The 15,179-nt window shown below is 63.5% G+C and carries 12 protein-coding genes; 1 reads left to right on the top strand and 11 read right to left on the bottom strand.

All coding sequences use genetic code 11. The features are described 5' to 3' along the window. The first annotated feature begins 9 nt into the window (after positions 1–9). Positions 10–1,041 carry an alpha/beta fold hydrolase gene (locus HED64_RS09105; RefSeq protein ID WP_168151707.1) on the top strand — a complete coding sequence of 344 codons (1,032 nt, stop codon included), beginning with the start codon at positions 10–12 and terminating at the stop codon, positions 1,039–1,041. On the opposite strand, the gene HED64_RS09100 is transcribed toward HED64_RS09105, so the two are convergent. The 11 genes from HED64_RS09100 to HED64_RS09050 form a co-directional block, all read right to left on the bottom strand. Further along, the gene (locus HED64_RS09100) at positions 1,038–3,104 is read right to left on the bottom strand and encodes a primosomal protein N' family DNA-binding protein (protein ID WP_168151706.1); all 2,067 of its coding nucleotides are present in this window, start codon (positions 3,102–3,104) and stop codon (positions 1,038–1,040) included. The genes HED64_RS09105 and HED64_RS09100 overlap by 4 nt on opposite strands. Before the next feature lie 128 nt (positions 3,105–3,232). After that, entirely contained in the window at positions 3,233–4,438 is a 1,206-nt protein-coding gene (gene metK, locus HED64_RS09095) for a methionine adenosyltransferase (protein WP_168151705.1), read from the bottom strand. A gap of 211 nt (positions 4,439–4,649) precedes the next feature. Beyond that, entirely contained in the window at positions 4,650–5,906 is a 1,257-nt protein-coding gene (gene coaBC / locus HED64_RS09090; protein ID WP_168151704.1) for a bifunctional phosphopantothenoylcysteine decarboxylase/phosphopantothenate--cysteine ligase CoaBC, read from the bottom strand. Between the two features lie 112 nt (positions 5,907–6,018). Next, entirely contained in the window at positions 6,019–6,282 is a 264-nt protein-coding gene (gene rpoZ / locus HED64_RS09085; protein WP_132363717.1) for a DNA-directed RNA polymerase subunit omega, read from the bottom strand. Positions 6,283–6,395: 113 nt separating this feature from the next. Continuing rightward, positions 6,396–6,974 (bottom strand): guanylate kinase, encoded by a 579-nt coding sequence (gmk, locus tag HED64_RS09080; RefSeq protein ID WP_132363715.1) that lies wholly within the window; start codon positions 6,972–6,974, stop codon positions 6,396–6,398. An 11-nt stretch (positions 6,975–6,985) separates the two neighbouring features. Next, positions 6,986–7,321, bottom strand: a complete 336-nt coding sequence (gene mihF / locus HED64_RS09075) for an integration host factor, actinobacterial type (RefSeq protein WP_132363992.1) — start codon at positions 7,319–7,321, stop codon at positions 6,986–6,988. Between the two features lie 563 nt (positions 7,322–7,884). Next, a complete protein-coding gene (gene pyrF, locus HED64_RS09070) occupies positions 7,885–8,748 on the bottom strand; it encodes an orotidine-5'-phosphate decarboxylase (protein ID WP_342590688.1) in 864 nt (287 codons plus the stop codon). Continuing rightward, the gene (carB, locus tag HED64_RS09065) at positions 8,741–12,082 is read right to left on the bottom strand and encodes a carbamoyl-phosphate synthase large subunit (protein ID WP_168151702.1); all 3,342 of its coding nucleotides are present in this window, start codon (positions 12,080–12,082) and stop codon (positions 8,741–8,743) included. The genes pyrF and carB overlap by 8 nt, the downstream gene beginning before the upstream one ends. After that, positions 12,083–13,282: a glutamine-hydrolyzing carbamoyl-phosphate synthase small subunit gene (gene carA, locus HED64_RS09060; protein WP_342590687.1), complete on the bottom strand. Its 1,200-nt coding sequence runs from the start codon at positions 13,280–13,282 to the stop codon at positions 12,083–12,085. Continuing rightward, the gene (locus HED64_RS09055) at positions 13,279–13,833 is read right to left on the bottom strand and encodes a PH-like domain-containing protein (RefSeq protein WP_168151701.1); all 555 of its coding nucleotides are present in this window, start codon (positions 13,831–13,833) and stop codon (positions 13,279–13,281) included. The genes carA and HED64_RS09055 overlap by 4 nt, the downstream gene beginning before the upstream one ends. Beyond that, a complete protein-coding gene (locus HED64_RS09050; protein ID WP_168151700.1) occupies positions 13,834–15,168 on the bottom strand; it encodes a dihydroorotase in 1,335 nt (444 codons plus the stop codon). Between the last annotated feature and the right edge of the window lie 11 nt (positions 15,169–15,179).

Below are 15,179 nucleotides of genomic sequence, written 5' to 3'. Positions count from 1 at the left end.
CTTGATCTCATGCCCGATCATTCGCAGCCGCGCACTCGCCGCGCCCTGAAAAGCACTCACCACATCCACGGCGCACGGGTGCGCACTTGGACCTACCCGGCCCTCGGTAGCGCCCGCGGCGTGATCCTGGCCGTGCACGGCTTCCGGGGAGATCATCACGGACTCACTCGGATCATCCAAGAGCTCGGCGATTACACGATTATCGTTCCGGATCTGCCCGGCTTTGGGATCTCCACCCCGTTCGGCGCCCCCGTCAACGACGAGGACTCAGTCAAGGACGAGGAATCACAAACGTCGAATTCGGCGCCCACGGTTCCAGCCCACGATGTTGCTGGTTACGGTGAGGTCATATCCGCGCTTCGCCACGAGCTGGAGTTGGGCCCGGAGACCATCTTGTTGGGTCATTCCTTCGGCACCATCGTCGCCGCCACGTATCTGGCTCGGCATCCGGGCAGCTTCGCCCGGTTGCTGCTGCTGAACCCGATCTGCGAACCGGCGCTCGAGGGCAGTTCGGCGTTGCTCTCCCGGGCCGCCGGCAGCTACTACGCGGTCGGCTCCTGGCTGCCCGCACCGCTGGGTGATGCTCTCCTGCGTTCGCGGCTGATCACCGACGCCACCTCACTGGCCATGCTGAAGTCCAAGGACCCGGCCATGCGGGCCTACGTTTTTGACCAACACCGCCGCTATTTCTCCGGGTTCACCTCACGTGCGACCCTGCGCGAGGCCTATGGTGCCTCCATCACCGCCACGGTGCGTGATGTTGCTGCGCGCATCAATGAACCGACCCTCCTGGTGGTGGGGGAACTTGATGAATTGGGCTCCGTGGAAGCGCAGCGGGCACTGGCCCGGCGCTTCCCGCGTGCCAGACTGCGGGTCATCAACAACGTGGGACATCTGATCCACTATGAGAAGGCACCGGAGGCCGCGGCGCTGATCCAGGACTTTTTACGCGCTCCCATGCCATGGGCACGAAGCGGGATGCCGCGCAGCACCTACACCAGCGCCGCGCACGAGCCAGCAGCTGGTGGCAGCAACGGCTAGAGAATTCCGTCGGCGTCGATGCGGATGGAAACGACCGGCTCCTTCGCGGCACTGAAACGTGCCCGCATGGCGCGCAGGTGCGCGGTGACGCTCGGTCCCTGCGCGTAGGAGAAGAACAACAACCAGCGATGTTCGCCCTCCCCCTGCAGCACCGGACCATTACGACGTACCGAGTCCGGGAGCTCAAGGGCGGCCATGAATTTTTCCACGGTGGTGGCCGGACCTTGGATCAACGCGGTACGCACGGCCGGGGGCAACCCCACCTCGCGGCGTTCTGTCAGCTCCGCATCGGCATAGGCTGCAGCATCAAAGCGAACCAGGGCTCGCATGGGCTCGGTGGGATCTCCGGCGACGACCACGGTGCCGCCGCCCGGACGCTCGCCGGATTTATCACGTCCACGAGCCAGGGCGGCAGCTCCCATCCACCGGTTGAGTACTTCCTCACCGGTGCGCAGCCCCTCCCGGGCTAACATGCGATCGCCATCAAGCAATAGCACCGCGGCGTAGCCCTGCTCGGCCACCGGCTCGGCGCCGGGGGTGGCAACCACGAGCGCTGGTTTCGCCGGCACGGTAAAGATCGGTTTGGCCCCGGTGGCCGAGAGCACTGTCAAGTTGGGGAAGGCCCTACCCAATTCCTCGGCCGTGCGATCCGCTCCAATGGAGGCGGCACGCAGGCGCATAGAGCCGCATTCACCGCATGACCAGCCGGCTGCCACCAGCCCGCACCAACCGCAGGAGGGTGCACCGCGGGCATCGTCAAGAGCCAGCGGGCCGCTACACGCGCTGCAGCGGGCGGAGGTACGGCAGCGTTCGCAGCGCAGGGCAGGCATAAATCCGGTGCGTGCCACCTGCACCAGCACCGGCCCGTGCTCAAGGGCGGCCTTCGCCTCACGCCAGGCCGCGGCGGGCAACCGAGCGGCATGCAGCACCGGGTCGCGTTCGGATTCAAATTCGTCCGATGCGGCGATCACGCGCGGGGCATTGGCGCGCAGCAGCGCACGATTGGCCCCAAGTTCTTGGGCCCAGCCGCTGCGAATGAGGCGTTGGGCTTCGGCACTACGCCCGGGGGCCGCCACCAATAATCCGGCGTTTTCAATTCCGCAGCGCAGCAATAACACCTCACGGGCGTGGTGATACGGGGCGCGTGGTTCGGCGTGCGAATGATCCGCATCGTCCCAGATGATGGCCAGGCCCAGATTGTGCACCGGAGCGAAGGCGGCGTTGCGGGTGCCAATCACCAATTGTGTCTCACCACGAGTGATGCGTAAGAAGTTTTTATAGCGCGGGGTCGCCCCATCCTCGGCACTGAGCCTCGCATAGGAGTTCGGCCCGATGGCGCCATCAACGTAGGTGCACAGCCGGTTGAGGTCCCGCGCGTCGGGGACAACGATCAGTGCGCCGCGACCGGCACTGAGGCTGAGCTCGGCTGCCTCGAGCAGCAGCGCTGGCCAGTCCCCCGGGCGGTTGGGCACCGCCGATAATACCGCCCGTGGTCCGCTTCCGGCGCGTAGGGCCTCGGCAAAATCCGCCCCGCCGTCGTATTCACCCAACAAGCTGCCCGCGGTGGACCGCTCAGAAACCACAGCTTCGTCGGCCTCCGCTTTTTGGGCTTCCTCAGTCCGCTTCGCGTCCTGGCTCTTCTGCGTTTCTACCCGTGCCATGCGGGCCGGAACGGCCGCTCGCAATACGTCCCACACGCCTCCGGCATATCGTTCCGCCACACCCCGAGCCACCGCCAATACCTCGGCGCGCAGCACCACCTCGGGGGAAACCACGGCGCGCAACGGCTGAAGCTTGATCCCGGGTTCGGAATGCTCCAGACGTTCGGCAATAAAACCGGCCAGCTCCTGACCACCGAATCGAACCTTAACCCTGACCCCGGGCTGCGCCGTGGCATCAAGTTCAACCGGCACCAGGTAGTCAAACGGGCGGTCAAGATGCGGGACCGGTGAATCGATGATGACCCGGGCGATGGGCAGCACCGCCGCCATGTGCGGGATCCCGGGCAGCGGCGCGGACAGGTCGAAGCCAGCCAGCAACGATGGCTGAAGTGACTCCGACATGATCATCAGCTCCCCTGTGTTTTAAGTGCCCAGTTTTAAGCAAGAGATCGGGCGCCGCACGCCCTTGCGGCACGACTCCCGATCTCCCGGTTTAACCACCCCTGTTAGGACGGTCAAAACCCATGTGACTAAGCGCCGAAGAAGGCCTTCAGTGCGTCAACACGGTCAAGCTTTTCCCAGGTGAAATCGGGATCTTCGCGGCCAAAGTGGCCGTGCGCCGCGGTCTTCTGGTAGATCGGACGCTTCAGGTCCAGATCTTCGATAATACCCAGCGGGCGCAGGTCAAAGACCTCGTTGATGGCAGCGGTGATCCGCACCGGGTCAACGGTTTCGGTGCCGAAGGTCTCGACGTAGAGGCCCACCGGGCGTGCCACGCCGATGGCGTAGGCGATCTGGACCTCAACGCGGCGGGCCAAACCGGCAGCCACCACGTTTTTGGCGACCCAGCGCATGGCGTAGGCGGCCGAACGGTCAACCTTCGAGGGATCCTTGCCGGAGAACGCTCCGCCACCGTGACGGGCAAAACCACCGTAGGTATCAACAATGATCTTGCGTCCGGTCAGACCGGCATCGCCGACCGGGCCACCGATGATGAAGGGGCCCGAGGGGTTCAGGATAATGCGGGTATTGGTGGTATCAAGTTCCGTGCCGGCGAGAACCGGCTTCACGACCTCTTCGAGCAGGCCTGCCTTGAGATCTTCGAGTGAGTACTCGGCGGCGTGCTGTGAGGAGACCACGATGGTTTCAACCGACACCGGGGTATCCCCGTCATAGCCGACGGTCACCTGAGTCTTGCCGTCCGGGCGCAGCAATGCGAGCGTGCCGTCCTTGCGGACCTGGGTCATCCGTTCGGAGAGACGGTGGGCCAAGTGGATGGGGGTAGGCATCAGCGTGGCGGTCTCATCCGAGGCGTAGCCGAACATCAGACCTTGGTCGCCGGCGCCCTGCGCATCACGCGGGTCAACGGCAGTGCCCTCGCGGACCTCCAGGGAGTTGAAGACGCCATCGGAAATTTCCTGGGACTGCTGCCCTATGGATACCGAGACGCCGCAGCGCGCTCCGTCAAAGCCGTTGGCCGAGGAGTCATAACCAATGTCCAGGATGGTGCGACGCACAATCTCCGGAATTTCCACGTACCCGTCGGTGGTCACTTCGCCGGCAACATGCACCAGACCGGTGGTGGTGAGGGTCTCCACGGCAACCCGGGAGTTCGGGTCCTGCGCCAACATGGCGTCAAGGATGGCGTCGGAGATCTGGTCACAGATCTTGTCCGGGTGGCCCTCCGTAACCGATTCGGAGGTGAAGAGGCGTAGCTGCGGGGATTCTAAAGTCACTGTGCCACTCTACCGGTAAGTGTGCCGCGAGGCAGATCCCAAGAATTGGTGCGACATGTGGAAGTGAACACAGTCACTCAATGATCCGAATGTGGCGTTTGATGTCGCAACATTCGACCAGATGACGAAAATCCGGGCAGCGATTTGCTTCGCTGCCCGGATCTTTCCACCACGGTGCCCATCAATTGAGCTGTCTGTAGCGCTCGAGTCTTTAGTGCGCGGGAGTGCCAGTGGTGCTCAGCGCCTGGGCCACCGCAGTGAGAACCGCCACCGCAACCTCGTCCTTGGAACCGGCAGCCGCCACCGGCTGGGCACCATCGGCGAACAGGATCGTCACGGAGTTCTGCGTGGTCCCGAACGTGAGGTTCTCCCCCACCTCATTAACAACCAGCATTTCGCAGCCCTTACGGGCCAATTTGCTGGCCCCATATTCGAGCACGCTGGACTCGGCATCGCCGGTTTCGGCGGCAAATCCAACGATCAGCGGGGCCAAGGTGCCAGCTTCACCCTCACTGGCGCGCTGCTTGACCAAGGTGGCCAGGATGTCGGGGTTGCGGATCAAGGTGATGACAGGATCGGCATGATCATCACTCTTCTTGATCTTTGAGTCTTGGTATTCACCGGGGCGGAAGTCGGCGACGGCTGCGCTCATGATCAAAACATCGGCGCCCCGAGCCGCCTCGGTGACGGCGCCCTGTAGCTGCCGGGCGGTGGAGGCGGTACTCAATTCCACACCCGCAGGAGCTGGAACATCCATGTGGGCTGCGATGAACCTGACGGAGGCACCGGCGGCCAGCGCGGCGTTCGCGAGAGCAACGCCCTGACGTCCAGAGGATCGATTGCCCAAGAAACGCACAGGATCCAGCGGCTCTCGGGTTCCACCGGCGGAAATGGCAATGATCTTTCCGGCCAAGGGCCCCTGGGCCTCCACCGCGGAATCCGCAGCAAGGTAGGGCAACAGTTCGGTATAAATGTCCGAAGGTTCCGGGAATCGCCCGGCACCGGAATCCTTACCCGTCAGTCGGCCGATGGCCGGCTCGATCACGCGCACACCGCGGCTACGCAGCGTGGCCACGTTGGCCTGCGTCGCGGGGTGCTCCCACATTTCGGTGTGCATGGCCGGGACCATCGCCACCGGAGCGTGAGTTGCCAGCAAGGTACCGGTCAGCAGGTCGTTCGCCATTCCGGCGGCGGCCCGTGCCAGGACGTCGGCGGTGGCCGGGGCAATCACCACCAGATCGGCTTCCTGACCGAGCCGAACATGGTTCACGGTATCCACCGCCTCAAAGACGGAGGTGCGTACCGGACGCCCGCTCAGCGCTTCCCAGGTCGCCAGACCAACAAACTCGAGCGAGGCGGCAGTGGGGATGACATCCACCTGATGCCCCGCCTCTTTAAACAGCCGTAGCAGCAAAGCTGCCTTGTAGGCGGCGATCCCTGCGGATACACCTAAGACAATGCGCTTCACTGCTACCACCGATACGTTGATGCCCGGTGCTGATGTTCACATCATGGCCCCTCCAAGGAGGCCGGGGTGTAAACGCCGTTACCGAGTCAGGGAATCAAAAGTTACCGAGTGATTACTCGGCCACTTCCTCAATCTTCGAGACGTTGAGCATGCCCTCGTTGATTTCGCGCAGGGCGATCGACAGCGGCTTCTCGTTCAGGCGAGTGTCAACCAACGGGCCAACATACTCGAAGAGGCCCTCGTGCAGCTGTGCGTAGTACGCGTTGATCTGACGTGCGCGCTTGGCGGAGTTGATCACCAGAGCGTACTTCGAATCGGTAGTGGTCAACAGCGAGTCGATGGACGGGCTGATGATGCCTTCAAGGTTCGTGTTCACGAAGCCTCCAAATAACTAGTTGGTGGATCAAGACGTATAAGTACTGCACCCACATGTATTTCCCCGAAACCAAGCGGCGCCGGGGCAACTGCGGGCCTTACACAAAAAAGTTTTTAGCGTGCGTGCGGGGTCAATCCCATGAGGGTGACCAGCTCGTCGGCCGCTCGCGAAATCTCGTCGTTAACGATGGTCACGTCAAATTCCGATTCAGCGGCAAGTTCCAGTTTAGCGGTTTCCAGCCGACGTTGCTGCTCCTCGGGCGTTTCAGTGCCGCGGCCCACAAGTCGGCGCACCAATTCGTCCCAGCTGGGCGGCGCTAGGAAGACGAATTTTGCGTCGGGAAGATTCTCTTTCACCTGACGCGCGCCCTGCAAATCGATCTCCAGCAACACACGTTTGCCGGCGTCGACGGCCTCCTGGACCTTGGTGCGGATGGTGCCGTAGCTGTTCTGCCCGTGCACCACCGCCCATTCAAGCATCTGGCCGTCGTTGACCAGTTCACCGAACTTCTCCGGCCCCACGAAGAAGTAGTGCACACCGTCGATTTCTCCGGGGCGCGGAGCCCGCGTCGTCGCGGAAACCGAGAGCCAAACATCGGGGTAGTTGTCCCTGATGAAGGTGGAAATCGTTCCCTTCCCTACGGCCGTGGGACCGGCGAGGACTGTGACCGTTGGGTGAGGGCTTACCGTCATGGTGTGCTTCGTTACTCTTTCGTTTTGGGAGGCGATTGCTGGAAATGATCCACCAATGCGATGCGCTGTTTGCGCCCCAGCCCGCGCAGGCGTCGGCTGGGTGAGATACCTAGTCTATCTATAAGCGTGTGTGCTCGGATCTCGCCGACACCGGGAACCGATTCCAGCAGGTCCATAACACGCAGTCGACCGATGGCCTCGTCGTTCGGAACGAGGTCCAACAACTGGTTAATGCCCAGCTTTCCAGCACCAAATTCGTTCTTGATTTCGGCCCGTCGTGTTCGTGCAGCCAGCGCTTTTGCTCGGGCCCGAATACGGTCCTCGTCTGAGAGTTCTCGCAGTACCATGCCTTTTGCCGCCATTCCATCTATTGGGTCAAGCATCAGGGCAACAAGCCCTGAACTGAAGATAACCAATCATGGCCCCCGATGCAATGGGTAATCGTGCTGTGGCTACCACAAACGTGTCATCCAGGTAGAAAACACGCTCAGGTCTTGCCCGGTGCGCTGGAGAGTGTAAGGAAGATCATCCGAACCCGGGATCCTGAAACGCGAAAGTGCTCCCACCTGCGCAAACCCATTTTCGGTCGACATGGATGGAATTTGCCCGCGATCCCCACCCGACGGCGATGCGGTGGCTGAGAAATTCGCATGAGTACCAGCACGTTCCTGACGGCCACCGAGCCAGCACCTCGATATTTCACCGCGATTAGTGGTCCCCCTTGCAGAGGCTTACGTGGCAACGCTCGGCAGAACCTTCGTGTTGGATATTGCACGTTTTCACCCCGAAGCAAAACCTTTACCCCCAAACAGACAAATGGTGGCCCCACGTGCCCCAATCCCCCAGTTTGGGAGGAAGAGGGCCGTGAGACCACCACTAAATGTCGGGGGTGTTGCCCCGGAGGTACTCGTTAGAGCAATGAATCCCGAGTGGCTGCCGCTGCATCACACAGGGCGGCGGCGGTTGGCCCGGCCTTGAGGATATCGCGACTCGAGGTACCCAGCACCTGCGGCCAGAACGCCCCAAAGGAGGCCTTCATGTCCGCACCCGTGGCACCCTGTGCGCCGAGTCCCGGAGCCAGGATCGGGGCGTGGGAAGCGGCGAGGTTAATACCAAGCTTCTCCAGAGCCGAACCCACCGTGGCACCAATGACCAGTCCGGTGGAACCGAACGGTAGTGCACCGGCATTCTCGGCACCCACGGACTGAATAACACCCTTGGCTACCGAGGCGCTTCCGCCCACGTGTTGGACCGAGGCACCCTCGGGGTTGGAGGTCAGCCCCAGCACAAACACACCACGGCCGGTGGCAGCAGCCAGATCCAGCGCCGGGCGCAGCGACTCGTAGCCCAGGTACGGGCTCAGTGTCACGGCGTCGGCAGCCAGCGGGCTGCCCTCGCCCAACCAGGCATCCGCGTAGGCGGCCATGGTGGAGCCAATGTCCCCGCGCTTGGCATCGGCAATCGAGAGCACATGTCCCTGGGCGCACAGCGCCAAAGTCTCCTCCAGCACCGCCAGACCACGCGAACCGTGCCGCTCATAGAGCGCCACCTGAGGCTTCAAGGCCGCAACATGCCCCGCCAGTGCCTCAACCACGGTCAGGGAGAAGCTGCGCAGCCCCGTCACGTCATCATTCAGGCCCCAGGAGCTCAGCAGTGCGGGGTGCGGGTCGATGCCCACACACAACTGGCCGTGCTTGTTCATGGCCGCTGCCAGGCGCTCCCCGAAGGGCACGCGGGACGCGGCGGCTGCTGCTCGCACCGCCGAGCTAGGCACGTGCGCCTGCCTTGGTGTCGGCAGCAAGGGCAGCTGCCTCGGCAATGCCGGCATCACGCAGCGTCACCGCGTGCTCCTGCAGCGAGGCGACCGACCACTCAAAGTGACGCATGGCGTCGATGGCCTGAATCGCTGCACCGAACTCGGCGACGGTGGTGATGATCGGGGTACCTACCGAGACGGCCGCGGCGCGGATCTCGTAACCATCACCACGTGCCTCGCCGCCCGAGGGGGTGTTCAGAATCATCGCGATATCACCATTGGTGATCAAATCGACGATGTTGCTCTCACCCTCGGCCGAACCCTCGCGGACCTTGCGGACCACGCTGGAGGGGATGCCGTTTCGGCGCAAAACCTCGGCGGTGCCACCGGTGGAGAGGATTTCGAAGCCCATCTCCGCGAGGTGCTTGACCGGGATCACGATCGAGCGCTTGTCGCTGTTGGCCACGGAGACAAAGACCTTGCCGCTGGTGGGCAGCGGGTTATTTGCCGCGGCCTGGGACTTGGCGAAGGCGGTGTCGAAGTACTTGTCGATGCCCATCACCTCGCCGGTGGAGCGCATTTCCGGGCCGAGCAGCGAGTCAACAACCTTGCCCTCCGGGGTGCGGAAGCGAGCGAAGGGCATGACTGCTTCCTTCACCGATACCGGTGCGCCCTCGGGCAGGTTGGCTCCGTCGCCGGATTCCGGCAGCATGTGGTGTACCGAGCGCAAATCGGCGATCGAGACCCCCACTCCGATCATCGCCGCGGCCTTGGCCAGCTGCACGCCGGTGGCCTTGGAGGTGAAGGGCACGGTGCGGCTGGCGCGCGGGTTGGCTTCGATCACGTAGAGGATATCCGAGGCCAGGGCGAACTGGATGTTGATCAGTCCGCGCACGCCAACACCCTCGGCGATGGCGTGGGTGGCAGCAACCACCCGGTCACGCACATCCTTGCCCAGCGTGATGGGAGGCAGCACGCAGGCGGAGTCACCGGAGTGAATGCCGGCCTCTTCGATGTGCTCCATGATGCCGCCGACGTAGAGGTCGGTGCCGTCGAAGAGGGCATCAACGTCGATCTCGATGGCGTCCTCAAGGAACCTGTCCACCAGTACCGGATGGTCGGCGGTGATTTCGGTGGCGTTGAGAATGTAGCGAGCCAGGTTGGCCTCGTCGTACACGATCTCCATGCCGCGGCCGCCCAAAACATAGCTCGGACGAACCAGGACCGGGTAGCCGATCTCATCGGCGATGCGCTTGGCCTCATCGAAGGAGACGGCGGTGCCGTTCTTCGGGGCGATGAGTCCGCCGGCATCCAGCACACGCTGGAAGGCACCGCGGTGCTCGGCCAGCTCGATGGCCTCCGGGGAGGTACCGAGGATCGGCACACCGGCATTGGCCAATTCCTGCGCCAGCTTCAACGGGGTCTGCCCGCCGAGCTGCACAAAGACGCCCAAAACCCCACCGGTGGATTCCTCGGCGTGGATGACCTCCAGCACGTCCTCGAGCGTCAGCGGCTCAAAGTACAGGCGGGTGGAGACGTCGTAGTCGGTGGAGACGGTTTCCGGGTTGCAGTTCACCATCACGGTCTCGTACCCGGCGGCCCGCAGCGCCATGGTGGCGTGCACGCAGGAGTAGTCAAACTCGATGCCCTGACCAATACGGTTCGGGCCCGAACCCAGGATGATCACCGAGGGCTTCTCGTGGGCACGAACCTCGGTCTCCTCATCGTAGGAGGAGTAGTGGTACGGGGTGAAGGCCTCAAACTCGGCGGCGCAAGTATCAACGGTCTTGAAGACCGGGCGCACACCCAGTGCGTGGCGGATCCCGCGTACCACTGCCTCGGGCTTGTTGGTCAGTGCGGCGATCTGAGCGTCGGAGAAACCGTGACGCTTGGCCTCGCGCAAGACTTCTTCGTTGAGATCCGGGTTGGAACGAATCATCGCGGCGGTCTCATTGATCAGCGCGAGCTGATCGAGGTACCAGGGGTCGATGCCGGTCTCTTCGAAGATGTGCTCGATGGACGCGCCGCCGAGCAGCGCGCGCTGCACATTGGACAACCGTGAGGTTGAACCCTTGACGGAGGCGGCGATCAGCGGCTCCACCTCGGAGGCGGCCGGGGTGTTGAACTCCAGCTCGCTACCCTTCTGCTCCAGGGAGCGCAGGGCCTTCTGCAGGGCCTCGGTGAAGTTACGACCGATGGCCATGGCCTCGCCGACCGACTTCATGGTGGTGGTCAGCGTCGCATCGGCGGCCGGGAACTTCTCAAAGGCGAAGCGCGGGACCTTGACGACCACGTAGTCAAGGGCCGGCTCGAAGGCGGCCGGGGTCTTGAGCGTGATGTCGTTGGGGATTTCATCCAGCGTGTAGCCCAGCGAGAGCTTGGTGGCGATCTTGGCGATGGCGAAGCCGGTGGCCTTGGAGGCCAGTGCACTGGAGCGTGAAACACGCGGGTTCATCTCAATGACCACGATGCGTCCGGTGTCGGGCTCGATGGCGAACTGGATGTTGCAACCACCGGTGTCCACTCCAACTTCGCGGATCACGGCGATGGAGATATCGCGCAGGCGCTGGTATTCGCGGTCGGTCAGGGTCAGTGCCGGAGCCACGGTGATCGAGTCGCCGGTGTGCACCCCCACCGGGTCAAAGTTCTCGATCGAGCAGATGACCACGACGTTGTCTTTTTTGTCGCGCATCATTTCCAGCTCGTACTCCTTCCACCCCAGGATGGACTCCTCCAGGAGCACCTCGGTGGTGGGCGAGTACTGCAGGCCGGCCCCGGCGATGCGGCGCAGGTCGGTGGCGTCATACGCCATGCCCGAGCCCAGTCCACCCATGGTGAAGGAGGGACGGACCACGACCGGGTAGTTCAGGATTTCCACGGCGGCAAAGGCCTCGTCCATGGTGTGTACGATGACGGACTTGGCCGATTCGGCGCCGCAGCGCTCCACCACGCCCTTGAACTTCTCGCGGTCCTCACCGAGCTCGATGGCGGCGATGTTCGCACCGATCAGCTCGACATTGTACTTTTCCAACACACCGGCCTTATCCAGGGCGATGGCGGTGTTCAGGGCCGTCTGGCCGCCCAGGGTCGGCAGGATCGCGTCGGGGCGTTCCTTGGCGATGATCTTCTCCACCACCTCCGGAGTGATCGGCTCGATGTAGGTGGCATCGGCGAACTCCGGGTCGGTCATGATGGTGGCGGGATTCGAGTTCACCAGGATGACACGGATGCCTTCCTCCTTGAGCACTCGCAGGGCCTGGGTGCCGGAGTAATCAAACTCGGCGGCCTGGCCGATGACGATCGGACCGGAGCCGATGACCAGGACCGATTTAAGGTCTTCGCGCTTAGGCATTTACTTCTCTCCCTGGGTGGAATCTGCGGTGGTGGCGGGGGCGTTCTTGGCCGCGCGCATGGTGGTGATGAACCTGTCGAACAGGTGGGACGCGTCGTGCGGTCCGGCCGCTGCCTCCGGGTGGTACTGCACGGAGAAGGCGGGGATGTCCAGGCAGGCTAGGCCCTCAACCACGTTATCGTTCAGCGAGAGGTGGGATACCTCCACGCGACCAAAGCGATCCAGCGGCGCCATGGAGGCACCCTCACGGGGTGCGTCGACGGCAAAACCGTGGTTCTGGCTGGTGATTTCCACCGTGCCGGTGGCCTTGTCCAGCACCGGCTGGTTAATGCCGCGGTGACCGAAGGCCAACTTGTACGTGTCATAGCCCAGGGCGCGGCCCAGGATCTGGTTGCCGAAGCAGATGCCGAAGTAGGGGATCTTCGCATCCAGCACCGAGCGCACGAGCTCCACCTGGGTGGCGGCGGTGGCCGGGTCACCGGGGCCGTTGGAGACAAATACGCCGTCGGCGCCGGTGGCGGTGATGGTTTCGAGTGTGGCGTTGTACGGCAAGACGTGCACGCGCACACCGCGCTCGGCGAAACGCTGCGGGGTCATGGCCTTGATGCCCAGGTCGATGGCGGCGATGGAGAATTCCACCTCGCCGGTGAAGCCGTGATCCTTGGGCTCCACCACGTAGGCTTCCTTGGTCGAGACGCGCTCGGAGAGATTCGCACCGGCCATCGAGGGCTGCTCGTTGACGATCTTGATGAGCGTTTCCAGTGGTGCCTCGGCGGCGGTACCGGAGAAGATGCCCGACTTCATGGCCCCAGCCTCACGCAGGTGACGGGTCAGTGCGCGGGTGTCGATGCGGGAGATGCCCACAACATCGTAGGTCACCAATTCCTCATCCAGGGTGCGCTGTGAACGCCAGTTGGAGGGGCGTCGGGCGGCCTCGCGGACCACATAACCGGCGGCCCAGATGCGCTTGGACTCGGCATCTTCGTCGTTCACACCGGTATTACCGATGTGCGGGAAGGTCTGCACGATGATCTGCGCCGCGTAGGAAGGATCGGTGAGGGTCTCCTGGTAGCCGGACATGCCGGTGGAGAAGACCGCTTCACCCAAGGCGGTGCCGATGGCGCCGTAACTACGGCCACGGAAAACGCGTCCATCTTCGAGCACCAAGAGGGCTTGCTCGGTTCCCTGTACTGCTGTCACTGGTTTTCCTTTTTCTCGGCTGGTGATGATGTTTCGTTGTGTCCGGTGCTCAGCGCAAGAATGCGCGTGAGCAGATCCGGGAGTTCTTGGTGGTAGCGCGGGCGGAAGCCAGTATCCACGGCCTGGCTGCCCAGCATCCAGTGCAGGATCAGCAGTCCGTCCTTCTCCACAAATTTTCCGGCCATGCCCGCGGAGCGTGATGCTCCGCTCAGCACAGAACGCGGAATGAAGAGATCCGGGGCGCCGCGGCGCAGCAGCAGCACTCCCTCCTCGTGAATGGACAGCTGAGCATTGGTGCGGATGCCCAGGGCGTGTGCGGCGATCCGGTCCAGCCAGTCTTCGGCGGTGGTGGTGCACACGTAGAGACCCTCACTGGGTTCACCGATCGTTGCCCCGAGTGCCGGCTCGCCGTGGGCGTCAAGGGGAATTTCCGGCGGCGCGCTCACGTCGGATTGGCGGCGCAGGCGATTACGCCAGCCCACCGCAATCAAGACGATCAGCACCACGATCACCGCGAGGGTAATGAGCACTGCCCCGGTGTATTCACCCATTTATGCGCCCTCGGTGATCCGTGGGGTGTTCAGCGCCCCATCGAGCACCGTCGGGTGACCGTGGAAGAACACGGTGCGCACCTTGCCCGGCAGTTCGAGTCCCTTAAACGGGGAGTTGCGGCCCTTGGTGGCCATGGCAAACGGGTCAACAATCCAGCGCGCATCGGCATCGACCAGGGTGATGTTCGCCGGTTCGCCGACCGCCAGTGCCCGGCCCTGATCGCTCACGCGGCCGATGGCGGCCGGGGTGGTGGAGGTAATGCGGGCGAAGTCGGCCCAGGAAATCAGCCCGGTCTCGATCATCGCGTGCTGCACCACCGAGAGTGCGGTTTCCAACCCGGTCATGCCCATGGCTGCCGCCGCCCACTCGCATTCCTTGGCTTCAGAGGGGTGCGGTGCGTGGTCGGTGCCGATGATGTCGATGGTGCCATCGGCCAGTCCGGCGCGCAGCGCCAAAACATCGGATTCGGCGCGTAGCGGCGGGTTGACCTTGAAGACCGGGTCGTAGCTCTTGACCAGTTCATCGGTGAGCAGCAGGTGGTGCGGGGTGACCTCGGCGGTGACATTCACGCCGCGGGACTTGGCCCAGCGGATGATCTCCACCGAACCGGCGGTGGAAACGTGGCAGATGTGCAGGCGGGATCCGACGTGTTCGGCCAAGAGCACATCGCGGGCGATGATCGATTCCTCGGCGACGGCCGGCCATCCGGCCAAGCCGAGCACCGCCGATACTTCGCCCTCGTTCATCTGGGCGCCCTCGGTGAGCCGTGGTTCCTGAGCGTGCTGAGCCACCACACCGTCAAACGCCTTCACGTATTCCAGTGCGCGGCGCATGATCAGCGGGTCATGAACGCAGATTCCGTCATCGGAAAACACCCGCACGCCGGCACGGGAGTCGGCCATCGCGCCAATCTCGCTGAGCTGCTTTCCGGCCAAACCCACGGTGACGGCACCCACCGGGCGCACATCCACCCAGCCGGAGCGCTTTCCGAGGGACCAGACCTGCTCCACAACGCCGGCGGTATCTGCCACCGGGTTGGAGTTGGCCATGGCGTGCACGGCGGTGAAGCCGCCCATGGCCGCGGCGCGGGTACCGGTTTCCACGGTTTCGGCGTCTTCGCGGCCCGGTTCACGCAGGTGGGTGTGCAGGTCAACCATGCCCGGCAAGGCAATCTGGCCGGCGGCCTCGATGAGAGTGGCGGTGGCGGCACTGGCGTGGGCGATTGCATCGGCGCCGAGGGCAACGATCAATCCGTCCTGAATCAGGATGTCGCTGGGCTCTTCGCCCAGTGGCTTGGCGCCGCGGATGAGATAAGCGGTAGTGGAAGTGCTCATGAAGGGTGACT

The sequence above is a fragment of the Paeniglutamicibacter terrestris genome (genome assembly GCF_012271785.1).
Taxonomy (GTDB): Bacteria; Actinomycetota; Actinomycetes; order Actinomycetales; family Micrococcaceae; genus Paeniglutamicibacter; species Paeniglutamicibacter terrestris.
Note: the sequence above shows the minus strand (reverse complement) of the source record. Positions and strands in the feature narration are given on the sequence as shown.

What these genes read in the sequence shown, in the direction of transcription:
- mihF (WP_132363992.1), bottom strand. Translation starts at nt 7,321, where the DNA reads ATGGTACTGCGAGAACTCTCAGACGAGGACCGTATTCGGGCCCGAGCA.
- HED64_RS09050 (WP_168151700.1), bottom strand. Translation starts at nt 15,168, where the DNA reads ATGAGCACTTCCACTACCGCTTATCTCATCCGCGGCGCCAAGCCACTG.
- gmk (WP_132363715.1), bottom strand. Translation starts at nt 6,974, where the DNA reads ATGACGGTAAGCCCTCACCCAACGGTCACAGTCCTCGCCGGTCCCACG.
- HED64_RS09105 (WP_168151707.1), top strand. Translation starts at nt 10, where the DNA reads ATGCCCGATCATTCGCAGCCGCGCACTCGCCGCGCCCTGAAAAGCACT.
- HED64_RS09055 (WP_168151701.1), bottom strand. Translation starts at nt 13,833, where the DNA reads ATGGGTGAATACACCGGGGCAGTGCTCATTACCCTCGCGGTGATCGTG.
- carB (WP_168151702.1), bottom strand. Translation starts at nt 12,082, where the DNA reads ATGCCTAAGCGCGAAGACCTTAAATCGGTCCTGGTCATCGGCTCCGGT.
- HED64_RS09100 (WP_168151706.1), bottom strand. Translation starts at nt 3,104, where the DNA reads ATGTCGGAGTCACTTCAGCCATCGTTGCTGGCTGGCTTCGACCTGTCC.